This window comes from Micromonospora sp. B9E7 (assembly GCF_039871815.1).
Lineage (GTDB): Bacteria > Actinomycetota > Actinomycetes > Mycobacteriales > Micromonosporaceae > Micromonospora.
Genome location: NZ_JBDPLX010000005.1, coordinates 338,408 through 353,638, shown reverse-complemented (window position 1 = coordinate 353,638; position 15,231 = coordinate 338,408). Strand labels below are relative to the sequence as shown.

Below are 15,231 nucleotides of genomic sequence, written 5' to 3'. Positions count from 1 at the left end.
CCGACACGCGCGTCCCCCTTTCGCCCGGCGGCTTGACCCTCGACCCGGTCGAACCCGCACGGTCACCGGATGACCTCCTCAGCTCTCGGCCGGGACTTCCGGCTGCTCTGGTCCGCCGCCGTCTCGTCGCGGTTCGGGGACGCGCTGCGTACACCCGCACTGGCCCTCCTGGCCGCGACCGTGACCCGCGATCCACGGATCATCGCGGCGGTCACCGTGGTGGGTCAGCTGCCACCGCTGCTCTTCGGCCTGCTCGGCGGCGTGTACGCGGACCGTTGGGACCGTCGTCGGACGATGGCCCTGGTCGACGGGGTACGCGCCGTCGTGGTGGCGGCACTGGCGGTGGCGGTCGCCCTCCATCGGACCAGCGTCCTGGTGCTGCTGGTGGCGGCGTTCCTCCTCGCCACGCTGGGCACTCTGTTCGACTCCGCCTCGTTCGCTCTGCTTCCCGCGCTGGTGCCACCGGACGCGTTGCCCCGGGCGAACGGTCAGCTTCAGGCGGGGTCCGCGGTTGTCGGGGGTTTCCTCGGGGCGCCCGCCGCCGGTGTCCTCTTCGCCGTCGCACCGGCTCTCCCGTTCGCCCTCGACGCCGTCACCTTCGCGGCAGCCGCCCTGCTGGTGCTGGCCCTCAGTCCGCCTCGCACCATCACCGCAGGGACGGAACGGCGGCGCGGATCGGTGTGGAGCGAGATCGCCGAGGGGCTGCGCTGGCTGTACGCGCACCGGACCCTGTGGCGGGTCACCCTGCTCGCCGCCGCGAGCAACCTGGCGATCAGCGGGATCATGGCGGTGCTGGTGCTCTACGCGCTGGACGTGTTGCGGGTGCCGCCGGCCGGGTACGGGCTGTTCGCCGCCGCCGCCATCGTCGGGGGTGTGGCCGGGGCGCTCGGGGCCGGTCGGCTCGCCGCCCGACTCGGCACGGTCCCGGCGCTGGGCGCGGTGCTCGCCGCGCAGACCGTGGCGCTGACCGGGTTCGCGCTGGCCCGACATCCGGTGCCGGGCGGTGTGGCGTTGGCCGTGTTCGCCGCCGGGACCGTGGTGTGGAACAGCCTGTGGGCGTCGTACGGGCAGCGGAACGTGCCGGCCGGGCTGCTCGGCCGGGTCGGTGCGGCCCAGCGGATGGTCGGTCTGCTCACCGCGCCGATCGGTGCGGCACTCGCCGGGCTGGCCGCCGCCGCGTTCGGGACCGTGCCGGTGGTGGGCGCGGCCGCGGGCGTGTTCGCGCTGGTCACCGTCGCGGCGTGGCGGGCACTGCGGTCGGTGCGATCCGCTTAGCTCGGCGTCCGTTCCCGGTGGGACAGCCCGGACAGGCGCAACGCGATTCGCCGACGGACCGGCGGCACCGCACCGACCAGCCGCAGCAGCACGTCACGGGCCGGCCGGCGGGCCGGGGAGACGGTGGCCAGCCGGGTCAGCCCGGCGGCGAAGCTCAGCACGTCCTCGGCCATCGGCCGCTGCAGGGCGGTGTAGTCGTCGAGCAGCGTGTCCGGGCCACCGTCGAACACGTCCGCCAGCGCGGTGCCGAGGGCGACCGCGTCGCAGATCCCGAGGTTCATGCCCTGCCCACCGGCGGGGCTGTGCACGTGCCCGGCGTCCCCCGCCAGCAGCACCGACCCGGCTCGAAAGGTGTCGGCGATCCGGTGGTGGACCCGGAACCGGGAGCCCCAGAGCACCTCGGTCACCCGGTCGGGGCGCCGCGCCGGGCCGCGCTCGTCGAGTAGCGCCTGGAGATACGCCTGGTCCGGCTCGGGCGGGGCGACCGCCACGGCGGCGACCAGCCGGACCACCCCGTCCGGCAGCGGCGCCCAGATCAGCGGCCCGGGGCGGGCGAGGAAGAGCGCCGCCTCGTTGCGCGGCAGTTCGCTGCGCACCCGCACGTCGGCGAGCACGAAGGACTCCTCGTCGCTCGGGCCGGTGAAACCGATGCCGGCCAACTGTCGGACGGTGCTGTGCAGGCCGTCCGCGCCGACGACGAACCGGGCGCGCAGCGGCTTCCCGTCGACCTGTGCGAGCACCCCGTCTGCGGTGTTGCTCAGGCCGGTCAGTCGGCACGGTCGTCGCACCTGGACGCCGAGGTCGGCGAGCTGCCCGGTGAGCACCGCCTCGGTCACCGACTGGGAGACCAGCAGCGCGTAGGGGAAGCGGGACGGCAGCTCGTGGAAAGGCACCGACAGCAGCACCCGGTCCCGGTCGCGCACGGTGAAACGCGGCGTCCGCACCGCCTGGGCGATCAGGGGCGTCGCGGCCCCGACCCGGTCCAGCACCTCCAGGGTGTACGCGTGCACGACCGCCGCGCGGGAGGTCGTCGGCGGCTCGGCCATCTGGTCCAGCACGGTCACGTCGACCCCGCGCCGAGCCAGCGTGAGGGCTGTGGCGAGACCGGTGGGGCCGGCGCCCACCACCAGGACGTCGGTGCTCGTGGTCAGCATGGCCACCTCCGGACGGATCGTTGCCAACACATGTTGGCAAACACTTGTTGGCGACATTAGGGCTCCGTCGATTGCATGTCAACAGTTGTTGGCATACGGTCGTTGACATGACAGCGCCCGCCCCGCCGACCCAACCCCGCCGCTCGGACGCCACCCGGGCGGCGATCCTGCGAGCAGCCCGCGAACGGTTCGCGGCGGACGGGTACGAGCGCGCCACGATCAGAGCCATCGCCGCCGACGCCCAGATCGACCCGTCGATGGTCATGCGCTACTACGGCAGCAAGGAGGGTCTCTTCGCGGCGGCGGCCGAGTTCGACCTACGCCTGCCCGACCTGACCCCGATCCCGCCCGAGCAACTCGGTGAGACCCTCGTCCGGCACTTCCTCAGCCGGTGGGACGGTGACGAGACGCTCGTGGCGCTGCTGCGGGCCGCCAGCACCAACCCCGGTGCCGCCGAACGGATGCGCGACATCTTCGCCAACCAGCTCACCGCGGCGGTGGCCACCTTCGGCACGGACCCGACGACGACCGCCCGCCGAGCGGGGCTGGTGGCCAGTCAGATCCTCGGCCTCGCCTTCACCAGGTACGTCGTCCGCCTGCCGCCCATGGTGGACATGCCACCGGAGGACCTGGTCTCCTGGATCGCACCGACCCTTCAGCGCTACCTGACCGGAACACCGGGAAGCTGACCCAACCTTTTCCCCACTCCCGTGCGTCTGCCAGGTGACGCGCATCGGGACGGCCGGGAGGAGGGCGGATGGCACCCAAGGGTGACGACGGGCGCGACGGCTACCTCGCCTTCGTGGAGAGCCACCAACACCGGCTGCTCCGCGCGGCGTACCTGATCTGCGGCAACCGCCACCAGGCCGAGGACCTGCTCCAGGACGCCCTGATGAAGCTGGCGCTGCGATGGGGATCGGTCCGCAACGCCGACCCCTCCGCGTACGTGCGGGCCATCCTCTACCGCGACTCGGTGTCGTGGTGGCGTCGCCGAAGGCGGGAGTGGCTCAGCGCCGCACCGCCGGACCAGGTGGCCCATGACCGGGACGGCGCGTTACGGCTGACGCTGCACGACGCGCTGGGCCTGCTGCCACCTCGGCAGCGGGCCGTGCTGGTGCTGCGCTACTACGAGGATCTGACCGAGGTCGCCACCGCCGAGGCGCTCGGGGTGACGGTCGGCACCGTGAAGAGCCAGTGTCACGCGGCGCTGCGTCGACTTCGCGAGGTCGCCCCGGACCTCGCCCAGGACACCCGACCGAGCCGGGGCTCGGCCGACCTGGCCAACGGTCTGGAGGTGAACCCGTGAACGAGCAGGACCTGCGCCAACTGCTGATCGTCAGCGTCGAGGACGTGCTGCCCAGCCAGCCGGCCACCGCCGGATGGGAGCGGGCTCGCCGTACCCGGCGTACCCGACGGGCCGTCGCAGCGGTCGCCGTGGCCGTGGCACTGGTCGGCGGTGGCACGGTGGCCGCCCTACGATCGCCCGCCGACCCACCGCCGGCCCCTCCGGTGGGTCCGACGGTGACCCCGACCGTCGACCCCTCCCACGCGGGTCCGGTGCAGCGACCACCCGCCGAGCTGACCTTCCCGCCAGATCCGTTGGCCCGACTCGGCGATCCGGCGACCGTGCCGCTCTCCGCGCGACCGGTCCAGCGGGCGCTGGCGCTGTTCCAGCCCCTGGACGAGGAGAACCGCGCGGACGGCCCGGTCCGGGTCCTCGGCGACGACGGCGTGGTGCGCAGTCTCGACGTCGTGACACTGGCACCCACCCGGGACGCGGGCGGCAACGAGGCGCCCGCGCTGAAGCCGGGGGTGCTGTCGCCGGACGGCCGCTGGGCCGCATTCGCACAGACCAACGAGCTGATCATGGTCGACCTGACCAGCGCGGGCGTACGCCGGGTTCCCCTCGACGGCTACCTGGAGCTGGTGGTCTGGGCGAACGACCGGGTGCTGGTCGGCGGCGACAACCGGACGTACGCGGTGGACCGGGATGACGAGGCGGCGAGCACCATCGACGTCTCGGCCTGGGAGGTGGTCGCACCCGACCCGGAGGCGGGCCGCGAGGCGGCGCTGATCGAACTGGGCGGCGAGTGGGGTGGCCTGACACTGCGCAGCCGCACCGCCCGCGAGGGCACGATCCGCTCCGAGGAGCGGATCACCGCCGACGCGTTGCCCTCGCCGTACAAGGTGAACGAGTTCTACGGCCGGGGCTGGCTGCACGGCGAACGGATCGCCAGCGCCGCGTGGATCACCAGCAGCGAGATCGACGGCGCTGAGGGGGTGGCCGTGCTGGACGCGCGCACCGGTGCGGTGACCCACCTGCTCGACCTGGGCCGGGAACGCGCCAAGGGCTGTTGCCCGGTGCTGGGTTGGGACAACCAGGGCGCGGTGCTGCTCCGCCTGGAACCGGCCGGTCTGGCCCGCTGGAACCCGGAGACCGGGGAGATCACCGGCATCGTCCGCGACCTGCGCGGGGCGATAGCACTCGCCAGCTGACGGCCGTCCCCATGCGACCGGGCAATCGCGCGGGGACGGCCGTACGGCTCAGGCGGCCAGGCCGCCGGGCTGGTCACCCTTGACCACAGGTGCCCGGACCAGGTTGCCCCACTCGGTCCACGACCCGTCGTAGTTGCGCACCTGCGGGTAGCCCAGCAGGTGCCGCAGCACGAACCAGGTGTGGCTGGACCGCTCCCCGATCCGGCAGTACGCGATCACGTCGTCGTCCGGGCTGAGCCCGAGCTGGTCGGCGTAGATCGCGCGCAGCTCGTCGGCGGACTTGAAGGTGCCGTCGTCGTTGGCGGCGGACTTCCACGGCTTGCTCACCGCACCCGGGATGTGCCCGCCACGCAGCGCGCCCTCCTGCGGGTAGTCCGGCATGTGCAGCGTCTCGCCCGTGTACTCGCCCGGCGAACGGACGTCGACCAGCGGCCGACCTGCGGCGATGTGCGCCATGACCTGCTCGCGGTAGGCCCGCAGCGGCGCGTCGTCGCGCAGCGGCACCGGGTAGTCGGCGCGCGGTCGAGCCGGCTTGTCGCGGGTCACCTCGCGCCCCTCGGCGATCCACTTCTGCCGACCGCCGTCGAGCAGTCGCACGTCGGCGTGGCCGAAGAGCGAGAACACCCAGAGGGCGTACGCGGCCCACCAGTTGAAGTTGTCGCCGTAGAACACGACGGTGTCGCCCCGGCCGATGCCCTTCGCGGCACACAGCTCGGCGAAGCTCTTCGCGTCCAGGTAGTCCCGGGTCACCTGGTCGTTCAGCTCCAGGTGCCAGTCGACCTTCACGGCACCGGGAATGTGGCCGGATTCGTAGAGCAGCACGTCCTCGTCGGACTCGACGACGACGAGGCCCTCGTCGCCCAGGTGCTCGGCCAGCCACTCGGTGGTGACCAACCGCTGTGGGTCCGCGTACGACTGGAGGCGGGGATCAGGATCGCTCGGCACAGACATGATCCCCAAACTACGCCGCAACGCGTCCGGACGGCCCGCCATCGGGGATCGGGAACGACACATGTGGCGCGGGGAATTTTGGCGGTGCCGTTCAGGCGCGGCGGTGGACGATCCGACCGGCGACCACGGTCACCAGGCAGACGCCGTCGACACCGTGGACCGCGAAGTCGGCGCGCCCGCCCGGAAGCAGCACCGCCGACACGGCGACGGGCAGCACCAGCAGGTCGCTCCTGTCGACGGCGGCCCGCAGCGGCGGGTCGGTCAGGTGCTCGGCCACCACCGCCGTCACCCCGTTGCGCAGCAGCGCGTGCACCCGCTCGCGTGGGGTGGGCGCCGCCGGCAGCGGACCGTCGTGCAGCAGACCCGGCCCCAGGGTGCCGGGCCAACGGCGCACCCGAACGCCCGGGTACGCCGCATTCAGCTCGGCCAGCGGCCCAACCGCGTCGATCCGGTCGCCGCCCACGAGTACGGCGTGCTCCGGCACCGCCTCGCCGACCCGGTCGCGGCACAGCAGCGGCGCGGTGTGCAGGGTGAGCATGCTCAGTCGACGATGGGCCCGAGCAGCGGGCGCTTCGCCGTCACCGTGTCGCCGGACGACCGGCCGGTAAGCCGCCGCTTCACCCACGGCGCGAGGTACTGACCGGCCCACCGCAGGTCGGCGGCGCGAGCGGCCAGCCACGGCGACGGGGCCGGGTGCGGCGGGACCAGCAGCCACTCCTCGTCGCACCCCACCCCCAGCGCGTTCAACACCTGCCCCGCGACCCGCCGGTGCCCGGCCGCGGAGAGGTGCAGCCGGTCGGTGCTCCAGAGCATCGGGTTGAGGAAGGTGTCGTCGGCGTACAGGTCGACCATGATGGCGCCGTGCCGCTCCGCGGTCTCGCCGACCGCCTGGTTGAGCAACTGCACCCGGGGAGCGACGAGTCGCTGGCCGGGCAGCCGGGCCATCACGTCGGCGAACCGGAACAGCAGCACGTCCGCGCCACCCGAACGCAGTTGCCGAACCACCTCGTCGAAGCGGGCGACCAGCGTGTCCGGGTCGAAGGTGCGGCGCAGCACGTCGTTGCCGCCGGCCGCGAAGCTGATCAGGTCGGGCTTCATCGCCACCGCCGCCGGCACCTGCTCGGCGACGACCCCGGGGAAGAGGCGGCCCCGGATGGCCAGGTTCGCGTACCGGAAGTCGGGGCCCGTCTCGGCGGCGAGCCGGGTCGCCACCAGGTCCGCCCAACCCCGGAAGGTGCCGTCCGGGTACGCGTCGTCCATTCCCTCGGTGAAGCTGTCCCCGACCGCGACAAAACTGCGCCAGCGCACCCGCGCCCCCTTACGCCATTCGTTGCCTGCGGCGACCAGTCTGTCACCGGAGGCGTCACCGGCACCGCCCCGATCGGCGGACGTGGCAGAGGTCATGAGCCGGCCCGCGGGTGATCGACTCGGTTTCGACGATGCCGGGTGTCCGGGCAACTGGGATGCCCCGATTTTCGGGAAACCGTGCCCCCTGCACGAATTGTGCTCGCCCGGCCGGCCGGCGCGGCCCTAGGCTGCGCCCATGCTGCTACGCATGTCGACCCTGTTGCTGCGGACCCTGCGCGAGGATCCGGCCGACGCGGAGGTGCCGAGCCATCGGCTGCTGCTGCGTGCCGGCTACGTCCGTCGTGCCGCACCGGGCGGCTACACCTGGCTGCCGCTGGGCAAGTTGGTGCTGGACCGGATCACCGCTGTGGTCCGCGACGAACTGGTCGCGATCGGCGATCAGGAGGTGCACTTCCCGGCGCTACTGCCCGCCGAGCCCTACCGGACCAGCGGCCGGTGGACGGAGTACGGCGACGACATCTTCACCCTCGCCGACCGGCGCGGTGCCGAGCACCTGTTGGCGCCCACGCACGAGGAGATGGCGGCGCTGCTGGTCAAGGACCTGTTCACGTCGTACCGGGACTTCCCGGTGACGCTGTTCCAGGTGCAGACGAAGTTCCGGGACGAGGCCCGGCCCCGGGCCGGGCTGCTGCGCGGCCGGGAGTTCCTGATGAAGGACGCATACTCCTTCGACCTGGACGAGGCGGGGCTGCGGGACGCGTACGCGCGGCATCGTGCGGCGTACCGGCGGATCTTCGACCGGCTGGGTCTCGACTACACGGTGGTGCACGCGATGTCCGGCGCGATGGGCGGCTCCGCGTCGGAGGAGTTCCTGGCGGCGACACCGGTCGGCGAGGACACCTACGTCGGCTGCACAGCCTGCGACTACGCGGCCAACACCGAAGCCGTGGTCACCCGGGCACCGGCCGCCGGAAACCTGACCGGGCAGCCCCCGGTCGAGGTGCACGACACACCGGAGACGCCGACGATCGCCAGCCTGGTGGAGCTGGCGAACGCCCGCCGGTTGGGCGGTCGGGACGGCTGGACCGCCGCCGACACCCTGAAGAACGTCGTGCTGTCCGTCCGTCAGCCGGGCGCGGACCGGGCCGAGCCTCTGGTGATCGGGCTGCCCGGTGACCGGGAGGTCGACCTCAAGCGGGTGGGCGCCGCCCTGCACCCCGCCCAGGTGGCCGTCTTCGAGGAGTGGGCCGAGCATCCCGAGTTGATCCGCGGCTACATCGGGCCGCAACTGCTCGACAAGCTGGGCATCCGTTTCCTGGTCGATCCTCGGGTGGTGAGCGGCTCGGCCTGGTTGACCGGCGCGAATGAGCCGGGCCGCCACGCGACCGATGTGGTCTGCGGGCGGGACTTCACACCCGACGGCACGATCGAGGCGGCCGAGGTGCGGGCCGGTGACCCCTGCCCGGACTGCGACGACGGTGCGCTGACCATCCGGCGGGGCATCGAGATCGGGCACATCTTCCAGCTGGGCCGCCGGTTCACCGACGCCTTCGCGGTCGACGTGCTCGGGCCCGCCGGCAAGCCGGTCCGGCCGACCATGGGTTGCTACGGCATCGGGGTGTCCCGGGCGGTGGCGGCGGTCGCCGAGCAGCACCACGACGACCGAGGACTGGTCTGGCCGGCGGCGATCGCGCCGTGCGACGTACACCTGGTGGTCGCGGGCAAGGGCCCGCAGCTCGACGCGGCGCTGGAGCTCGGCAGGCGTCTCGCCGCCGCCGGCCTGCGGGTGCTGGTCGACGACCGCACGCACGTCTCGGCCGGGGTGAAGTTCACCGACGCCGAGCTGATCGGCATCCCCCGGGCCGTCGTGGTCGGCCGCGGACTCGCCGACGGGTACGTCGAGCTGCGCGAGCGGGCCGGCGACGGGCGCTCCGAGCTACCGCTGGAAGGTCTGGTGGAGCGGCTCGTCCACGAGGTACGCCAGGAACGTGGAAACCTGGTGTAGCTGCCGCGTCACGGGGTAGTGCTGTCGGATCGGTGGAAACGTCTTCGGAGAGGCTCTCATGACCGAATACCGGGTCAGTGACGTGATGACCAAACAGGTCGTGTACCTGCCGGCCGAAACCACCCTGGACGAGGCGGCCCGGGTGATGAAGGAGGCCGACATCGGCGACGTGGTGGTCACCGACGGCGCCAGCCTGGCCGGCATGCTCACCGATCGGGACATCGTGGTGCGGGCCGTGGCGGAGAACAGCTCCCCCGCGGCCACCACCATCGGCTCGATCGTCACCCGCGAGGTCGTCATGATCGAGCAGCACTGCACGGCGGGTGAGGCGGCGGCGCTCATGCGGGATCGGGGCATCCGACGGGTGCTGGTCTGTGACACCGACCGCAAGCTGGTGGGGATCGTCTCGCTCGGCGACCTGGCCATGCAGCTCGACCCCACCAGCGCGCTCAGCGAGATCAGCGAGCAGTCGCCCACCGTCTGACCGGGGCCCCGGCACGACGGCGGTAGCCTCGACGCATGGCTGACATGCCGGCCCGACTGGCCGAGATCGTTGACGAGTTCGCCGCCGCGCCGCGCGATCTGGTGCTGGAGATGCTCCTGGAGTACGCGGACGTCATCCCGGTGCTGCCGGAGGGCACCGCCGAACGCGAGGGCATGGAGCAGGTGCCCGAGTGTCAGACATCGTTCTTCCTGCGCGCCAAGGTGACCCCGGACGGCACCGTGGCGACGATCTTCGACTGCCCGCCGGAGGCGCCGACCACCCGGGCGTTCGCAGGGATCCTCGCCGAAGGGCTGGCCATGGCGAGCCCGGAGGAGGTACTCGCCGTACCGGACGACCTCTACCAGCGGATGGGGCTGGCGCAGGCGATCAGCCCGCTGCGGATCCGCGGCGGCACGGCGATCCTGGGGCGCCTCAAGCGTCAGATCCGGGAACAACTCGCCTGACCGCGAGGTTGCCAACGACCATGGAGATCGAGATCTACGCGGACGTGATCTGCCCGTGGTGCTACATCGGCAAGCGCCGCCTGGACGAGGCCATCGCCAGTTACGAGGGTGAGGTGACGGTCCGCTACCGGCCGTTCCAGCTCGACCCGTCGCCGGTCCCCGAGCCTCTTCCGCTGGTGGAGGCGCTGGCTGGCAAGTTCGGCGGCCCGGAGCGCGCCCGGCAGATGGTCGCCCACGTGACCCAGGTCGCGGCGGGTGACGGTCTCCACCTGGACTACGACCGCGCGGTGATCGCGAACACCTTCGACGCGCACCGGCTGGTCTCCTACGCCACCGACCACGGTCGGACGGCCGAGATGGTGGAGGCGCTCTACCAGGCGCACTTCAACCATGGCGTCGACGTCGGCTCCCGGGAGGCGCTGGCCGCGCTGGCCGGTGACATCGGTCTGGATCCGGCCGACGCACGACGATTCCTCGACTCCGACGAGCGCGTCGCCGACGTCGAGGCCCAGCTCGCCACCGCTCGGAACCTCGGCATCACCAGCGTGCCGATGTTCGTCCTGGCCGGGAAGTACGCGGTCTCCGGTGCGCAGGAGGTGCAGACGCTGCTCGCCGCGCTCGCCGAGGTCGAGCAACGCGAGGCCGCAGCCCACTGAGTCAGCGCGGCACCCGGCACCCGGCACCCGGCATCGATGATCACGATGTTTCACGTGCAACAACATCGATGCCGGTTGCTGGTCAGGCCGGCCTGGCCAGGCCTTCCACCACCTGAGCACCGGGCAGTGCACCCAACGCCGGCCCCGGCAGTGCGATCTTGCTGTGCCGTACGCCCGATCCGACGATCACGTGCGGGGTGGCGATCACCCGCGAGTCGACCAGGATCGGCCACTGCGCCGGCAGCCCGATCGGGGTGATGCCGCCGTACTCCATACCGGTCAACTCCACCGCATCGGCCATCGGCGCGAAGCTCGCCTTACGGACGTCCAACGTCCGGCGGGCCACCCCGTTCACGTCGGCCCGAGTGGTGGCCAGGACGATGCAGGCCGCGTAACGCACCACACCGTCACGCTTGCCCGCCACCACGACGCAGTTGGCCGACACGTCCAACCCCACCTCGTACGCCTCGCAGAATGCGGCCGTGTCGGCGAGGTCCGCGTCGATCGGCGCCACCAGTACGTCGTTGACGTCCACCGGCGCGTCGGCGGGCCACTGCGCGATGGCCTCCGCCACCGGCGGGGCGAGCAGGTCGGGGCGAGCGCGGGCCGGTTCGGTCTTCAGCGTTCCCATCACGGGTGCGATCCTCGCATCCGTGCTGCCGAACCGCCCGGCGGCTCCCGGGCCGTCCTGCGACACGACCGGTCCGGGCCGGACCGCGCCGGTGCTCAACTGCCGGCGAGGAACGCGTTGTCGCGCATGAAGGAGCGGTCGCGGTCAGCCGCCAACTCCTCCTCACGCCGGGCCTTGGCCCGTTGCAATTCCAGGTCCTCCATCGCGTGGCGGACACCCAGCCGGATCACGCCGTAGAGGAAGACGAAGCCGAAGACGTAGAGAATCACCGTGGTGACGACAGCGAACATGGCGTCACCGTAAGACGAACGTGAACCGTTGTTGCTCTCATCTCCGGTCGGTTCCCCCGTACGTGTCGGCGAGGTGGTCGGCCCAGGTACGGACGCCCCGGGGCAGTGCCTCGGTGACGAGGCCACCGGCTCGCAACTCGCGACCGAGTCGGCCGGGGATCCGCACCGGCAGCAGCGGTCGGTGTGAGCCTCGGGCCTCCCGCCACGCCCGAACCGCCTCGTCGAAGCGGAGCACCTGCGGCCCGCCGAACTCCTCGATGCCGCCCAGCGGACCGGCGACCAGCCGAGCCGTCAACCGCGCCGCCACCTCGCCCGGATCGACCGGTTGGGCGAGCACCGCCCGGTCCCCGATCACCGGTCCCAGCCGCGAGCTGGTGGTGAGCAGCTCGTCGAGGAACTGCGGGAACTGGGTCGCCCGCAGCACCGACCACGGCACCGGTCCGGCCGCGACCACCTGTTCGGCGGAGAGCTTGTGCCGGTAGTACGGGATCGGCACCCGGTCCACCCCGACGATCGAGATGTAGACGAGGTGTCCCACACCGGCGGCACCGGCGGCCACCACGAGCCGGCGGGTACCCAGCACGTCCACCTGGTAGGTCTGCCCGCCCTGCGGGGCGGACGCCAGGTGCAGCACGGCGTCCACCCCGGACACCGCCTCGTCCAGCCCGTCGCCCGTCGTGAGGTCCGCCACCACCCACTCGACCTCGGAGCCGGTACGCCACTGCCGGCTGGTGGCCCGGACCGTGACACCGTCGTCGTGCAGCCGGGCGAGCACCGCGCGCCCCAGGCGACCGCCCGCTCCGGTGACCAGAACCCTCATCTCGTCCTCCTCTCTCCGGCCGCGAACCGCGGCACACCCGCCCGATCGATGAGCCGTCGGCCCACTCGGTGTCGACGGCACAAGCGGCGCTCCCGTGACCGGGAGTGCGGCGGCTCACCCGGAACGGATCAGGTCCAGCACGGTCAGCAACGCGAAGAACGCGATCACGATCTCGTTGACGATCCAGGCGTGCCCCTCGGCCCATTCCCGCATCCGGGTCAGCGCCCGAGCCGCCCTGTCCCCGAGCAGCAGCAACGCCAGCAGGGGCAGCGCGAGCAGGAGCACGGTGAGCAGCACGAACGGCACCAGGTGCCACCACGGCAGGTTGTGCCGGGCCACGCTCGCGCCGACGGCGGCCATGGTCAGGTCGTCGGTAGGGGTCACCACGAAGAGCAACGCGCCCAGTCGCATCGCCCGACGGGGGTCGGCACGTTCGATGCCTCCCAGCCATCTCGGTGGCCCGGACCGGTTGCGCCTGACCCACACCACCACGGCCAGGCAGACCAGCAACGCGAGAACCACCAGGTCGATGGCGGGACCGCGATCGACCTTGCCGGCGACGGCACTGGCGTCGGTGGCCAGGCCGCCCACCCAACGGGTCAACAGCCAGCTCACCGTCACTCCGGCCGCGACCACCAGCCCGGCGCCACCGAGGAAGCCCAGCGACGCCGCCCGGGGCCGGTTCGACGAGGCGAGGAAGACCGCCACGACCAGCTGGGAACCGGCGACCATCACCACGGCGAGCGGCAGGATGGTCAGGAGGTTCATCGCCCGTCATCCTCCCGGCCCGACCGGGTCGGATGGGGCCGTTTCCCCGGATCACCCGAGCGGTCGCGTGCTCCCGCCCACCACGACACGACCGGCCAACAGCGCCCCGAGCAGCGCGAGACCCGCCGCCACCACCAGGGTCAGCGTGTAACTCGCCGGGCCGGGCGCACCGCCCGCCGCCAGCACGGCCCCGGTCAGCGCCAACACGGTCGCCGCGAAGAGAGAGTCGCCCAGTTGCAACGACGAGCTGTTGCGGCCCTGCTCACCTGGGGCGGACAGCTCCAGGGTGAGCACCGACAACGACGGGTAGAGCAGGCCCATGCCGAGACCGGCGACCGCCCAGCCGACCACGGCGACGCTCACCGGCAGCTCCGGCCGAACGGCCAACGCCACCGTGGCGGTGCCGACGGTGATGCAGGTCAGTCCGGCGCGCGGCAGGCTGGCCCGGGAGTCCGGCACCGGAATCCGACCCTGCAACCAGGAGCCCACCGACCAGGCCAACGCGCCGACCGTGAGGACCAGCCCGGCCGCAGTCGGCGAGAAGCCCCGCTCCCGGGAGAGCATCAACGGGATGACGACCTCGGCGCCGACGAACGCCGCCGACGCCAGACCGCGCAGACCGACGACCGTCGGCAGCCCGCGAGCCGCCCTGAGGAAGCCGGCCGGCAGCAGGCGCGGGGCGCAGACCAGCAGGCCGGCCACCGCGATCACGATCAACATCAGGGCGGAGGCGCCGCGCTGCTGACCCCCGATGTGCAGCAGCGCGGCACTCAGCGCGGCACCGCACGCCCACCCGATCCGCGTCGCCGCGCCGGCCGGCGGACCGGTCGCCGCACTCCGACCCAGCGACCGAAGGCCCGGGTGGATCAGCAGGACCGCCGGCACGGCCACCGCCGGGACCGCCAGGAAGACCCACCGCCAGCCCAGGTACTGCACGATCAGGCCGGCGACCGCAGGACCCACCAGCGACGGTACGACCCACGCCGCCGCGAACGCCGCGAAGATCTTCCGGTGCAGTTCCTGGGGGTACGCCTGCCCGACGATCACGTAGAGCGCCACCGAGAGCAGCCCGGAGCCGAAACCCTGCACCGCCCGCCCGACGACCAGCGCACTCATCACGGGCGCGGTCCCGGCGATCAGCAACCCCACCACGAACCAGGCGACGCCGTGCCACATCGGTCCCCGCGGCCCCCGGGCGTCACACCAGATGCCGGACACGACCATGGCCAGCACACCGGTGGCGAACGGTCCGCCGAACGCGATTCCGTACAGCGCCAGCCCGTCCAGGCTGCGGGCGACGGTCGGCATCGCCGTACCGACTGCCAACGCCTCGAACGCGAGCAACGAGATCAACGCGACGCTGCCCACCGTCATCGCTCGCAGCCGGGGTGCGAACAGCCCGGCTGCGGCGGGTGTGGCGGGGGCGACTGTGCTCGGCATGGACCGAGCATGCGACCTCAACCCGGATTCAGGTCAATCGCCGGTGACCTGGCTCTCGTCAGGCGTCCTGCAACGCCTCCCCGATCCCGCGCACCAGGCCGGAAAAGTGCTGGTCTGCCAGGAGGTGACCGGCGGTGATCACCAGAGCGATCGGCCACTCGATGACCTGGAGAGCGGCCAGCACGCCGAGCCCGGCGTAGTACACGACCTTGTCCGGTGGCGGCACCGCCACCTCGCCCAGCATCGGCAACTCGACTCGTCGCTGGTACATCTGGACGTTCTCGTGCGAGCCGTTCAGGTGTCGCGTCAGCGTGCTCATTCCGGCCTCCCCGTGTCCGGTGATGGTCGTCGGATTCCACGCCGCACCCCGTCCATGCGCCGGCCTCGGCGCAAAGTTCCGCCACCCAGGGGGCATAACGGACGGCAGGTCGGGAAGCCAGGCCGCCGGACGTGCGGCGGTGGGAGGACGAGATGGCGAAGGTCAGGACC

General features: G+C 72.2%; 17 protein-coding genes and 1 pseudogene. 8 read left to right on the top strand and 10 right to left on the bottom strand.

Annotated features, from left to right (window positions below; genetic code table 11):
* The first annotated feature begins 69 nt into the window (after positions 1-69).
* A complete protein-coding gene (locus ABGB10_RS10880) occupies positions 70-1,275 on the top strand; it encodes an MFS transporter (RefSeq protein ID WP_347660731.1) in 1,206 nt (401 codons plus the stop codon).
* Here the strand turns inward: ABGB10_RS10880 and ABGB10_RS10875 are convergent.
* Complete coding sequence (locus ABGB10_RS10875; RefSeq protein WP_347660730.1) at positions 1,272-2,429, bottom strand: FAD-dependent oxidoreductase; 1,158 nt, start codon at positions 2,427-2,429, stop codon at positions 1,272-1,274. The genes ABGB10_RS10880 and ABGB10_RS10875 overlap by 4 nt on opposite strands.
* 107 nt (positions 2,430-2,536) lie before the next feature.
* On the opposite strand from ABGB10_RS10875, the gene ABGB10_RS10870 reads away from it, so the two are divergent.
* From ABGB10_RS10870 to ABGB10_RS10860, 3 genes are all read left to right on the top strand, one after another.
* The gene (locus ABGB10_RS10870; RefSeq protein ID WP_347660729.1) at positions 2,537-3,118 is read left to right on the top strand and encodes a TetR family transcriptional regulator; all 582 of its coding nucleotides are present in this window, start codon (positions 2,537-2,539) and stop codon (positions 3,116-3,118) included.
* 68 nt (positions 3,119-3,186) lie between these two features.
* Positions 3,187-3,735, top strand: a complete 549-nt coding sequence (locus tag ABGB10_RS10865; RefSeq protein ID WP_347660728.1) for a SigE family RNA polymerase sigma factor — start codon at positions 3,187-3,189, stop codon at positions 3,733-3,735.
* Positions 3,732-4,925: a hypothetical protein gene (locus ABGB10_RS10860; protein ID WP_347660727.1), complete on the top strand. Its 1,194-nt coding sequence runs from the start codon at positions 3,732-3,734 to the stop codon at positions 4,923-4,925. The genes ABGB10_RS10865 and ABGB10_RS10860 overlap by 4 nt, the downstream gene beginning before the upstream one ends.
* A gap of 48 nt (positions 4,926-4,973) precedes the next feature.
* On the opposite strand, the gene ABGB10_RS10855 is transcribed toward ABGB10_RS10860, so the two are convergent.
* The 3 genes from ABGB10_RS10855 to ABGB10_RS10845 form a co-directional block, all read right to left on the bottom strand.
* Positions 4,974-5,876 carry a sulfurtransferase gene (locus tag ABGB10_RS10855; protein WP_282305837.1) on the bottom strand — a complete coding sequence of 301 codons (903 nt, stop codon included), beginning with the start codon at positions 5,874-5,876 and terminating at the stop codon, positions 4,974-4,976.
* Between the two features lie 91 nt (positions 5,877-5,967).
* Positions 5,968-6,414 (bottom strand): hypothetical protein, encoded by a 447-nt coding sequence (locus ABGB10_RS10850; protein ID WP_347660726.1) that lies wholly within the window; start codon positions 6,412-6,414, stop codon positions 5,968-5,970.
* Positions 6,415-6,416: 2 nt separating this feature from the next.
* Positions 6,417-7,184: an SGNH/GDSL hydrolase family protein gene (locus ABGB10_RS10845; protein WP_347660806.1), complete on the bottom strand. Its 768-nt coding sequence runs from the start codon at positions 7,182-7,184 to the stop codon at positions 6,417-6,419.
* A gap of 235 nt (positions 7,185-7,419) precedes the next feature.
* Between ABGB10_RS10845 and ABGB10_RS10840 the strand changes: the two genes are divergently transcribed.
* Genes ABGB10_RS10840 through ABGB10_RS10825 form a run of 4 tightly spaced genes read left to right on the top strand, consistent with a single transcriptional unit; the run spans position 7,420 to position 10,793 of the window.
* Positions 7,420-9,189, top strand: a complete 1,770-nt coding sequence (locus tag ABGB10_RS10840) for a proline--tRNA ligase (RefSeq protein WP_347660725.1) — start codon at positions 7,420-7,422, stop codon at positions 9,187-9,189.
* A gap of 58 nt (positions 9,190-9,247) precedes the next feature.
* A complete protein-coding gene (locus tag ABGB10_RS10835) occupies positions 9,248-9,673 on the top strand; it encodes a CBS domain-containing protein (RefSeq protein ID WP_347660724.1) in 426 nt (141 codons plus the stop codon).
* Between the two features lie 35 nt (positions 9,674-9,708).
* Positions 9,709-10,137 carry a SufE family protein gene (locus tag ABGB10_RS10830; protein WP_347660723.1) on the top strand — a complete coding sequence of 143 codons (429 nt, stop codon included), beginning with the start codon at positions 9,709-9,711 and terminating at the stop codon, positions 10,135-10,137.
* Positions 10,138-10,157: 20 nt separating this feature from the next.
* Positions 10,158-10,793, top strand: a complete 636-nt coding sequence (locus ABGB10_RS10825; protein ID WP_347660722.1) for a DsbA family oxidoreductase — start codon at positions 10,158-10,160, stop codon at positions 10,791-10,793.
* A gap of 82 nt (positions 10,794-10,875) precedes the next feature.
* Here ABGB10_RS10825 and ABGB10_RS10820 read toward each other — a convergent pair whose 3' ends face one another.
* The 6 genes and pseudogenes from ABGB10_RS10820 to ABGB10_RS10795 all read right to left on the bottom strand — a co-directional run bounded on the left by ABGB10_RS10820 (position 10,876) and on the right by ABGB10_RS10795 (position 15,117).
* A complete protein-coding gene (locus ABGB10_RS10820; RefSeq protein ID WP_347660721.1) occupies positions 10,876-11,424 on the bottom strand; it encodes a YbaK/EbsC family protein in 549 nt (182 codons plus the stop codon).
* 95 nt (positions 11,425-11,519) lie between these two features.
* On the bottom strand, positions 11,520-11,714 hold the full coding sequence (locus ABGB10_RS10815) for a hypothetical protein (protein ID WP_347660720.1): 195 nt from the start codon (positions 11,712-11,714) through the stop codon (positions 11,520-11,522).
* Between the two features lie 37 nt (positions 11,715-11,751).
* Positions 11,752-12,534, bottom strand: coding sequence for an NAD(P)H-binding protein (locus tag ABGB10_RS10810; protein WP_347660719.1), 783 nt, complete (start codon positions 12,532-12,534; stop codon positions 11,752-11,754).
* A gap of 114 nt (positions 12,535-12,648) precedes the next feature.
* Complete coding sequence (locus tag ABGB10_RS10805) at positions 12,649-13,302, bottom strand: GAP family protein (RefSeq protein ID WP_347660718.1); 654 nt, start codon at positions 13,300-13,302, stop codon at positions 12,649-12,651.
* Positions 13,303-13,353: 51 nt separating this feature from the next.
* Positions 13,354-14,742 carry an MFS transporter gene (locus ABGB10_RS10800; protein WP_347660717.1) on the bottom strand — a complete coding sequence of 463 codons (1,389 nt, stop codon included), beginning with the start codon at positions 14,740-14,742 and terminating at the stop codon, positions 13,354-13,356.
* A gap of 58 nt (positions 14,743-14,800) precedes the next feature.
* Positions 14,801-15,117, bottom strand: a pseudogene (locus ABGB10_RS10795) (hypothetical protein).
* Positions 15,118-15,231: the final 114 nt, after the last annotated feature.

Coding starts and splice junctions, on each gene's coding strand:
- ABGB10_RS10870 (WP_347660729.1), top strand. CDS start 2,537: ATGACAGCGCCCGCCCCGCCGACCCAACCCCGCCGCTCGGACGCCACC.
- ABGB10_RS10875 (WP_347660730.1), bottom strand. CDS start 2,429: ATGCTGACCACGAGCACCGACGTCCTGGTGGTGGGCGCCGGCCCCACC.
- ABGB10_RS10805 (WP_347660718.1), bottom strand. CDS start 13,302: ATGAACCTCCTGACCATCCTGCCGCTCGCCGTGGTGATGGTCGCCGGT.
- ABGB10_RS10850 (WP_347660726.1), bottom strand. CDS start 6,414: ATGCTCACCCTGCACACCGCGCCGCTGCTGTGCCGCGACCGGGTCGGC.
- ABGB10_RS10815 (WP_347660720.1), bottom strand. CDS start 11,714: ATGTTCGCTGTCGTCACCACGGTGATTCTCTACGTCTTCGGCTTCGTC.
- ABGB10_RS10865 (WP_347660728.1), top strand. CDS start 3,187: ATGGCACCCAAGGGTGACGACGGGCGCGACGGCTACCTCGCCTTCGTG.
- ABGB10_RS10880 (WP_347660731.1), top strand. CDS start 70: ATGACCTCCTCAGCTCTCGGCCGGGACTTCCGGCTGCTCTGGTCCGCC.
- ABGB10_RS10835 (WP_347660724.1), top strand. CDS start 9,248: ATGACCGAATACCGGGTCAGTGACGTGATGACCAAACAGGTCGTGTAC.
- ABGB10_RS10810 (WP_347660719.1), bottom strand. CDS start 12,534: ATGAGGGTTCTGGTCACCGGAGCGGGCGGTCGCCTGGGGCGCGCGGTG.
- ABGB10_RS10800 (WP_347660717.1), bottom strand. CDS start 14,742: ATGCCGAGCACAGTCGCCCCCGCCACACCCGCCGCAGCCGGGCTGTTC.
- ABGB10_RS10820 (WP_347660721.1), bottom strand. CDS start 11,424: ATGGGAACGCTGAAGACCGAACCGGCCCGCGCTCGCCCCGACCTGCTC.
- ABGB10_RS10825 (WP_347660722.1), top strand. CDS start 10,158: ATGGAGATCGAGATCTACGCGGACGTGATCTGCCCGTGGTGCTACATC.
- ABGB10_RS10840 (WP_347660725.1), top strand. CDS start 7,420: ATGCTGCTACGCATGTCGACCCTGTTGCTGCGGACCCTGCGCGAGGAT.
- ABGB10_RS10855 (WP_282305837.1), bottom strand. CDS start 5,876: ATGTCTGTGCCGAGCGATCCTGATCCCCGCCTCCAGTCGTACGCGGAC.
- ABGB10_RS10830 (WP_347660723.1), top strand. CDS start 9,709: ATGGCTGACATGCCGGCCCGACTGGCCGAGATCGTTGACGAGTTCGCC.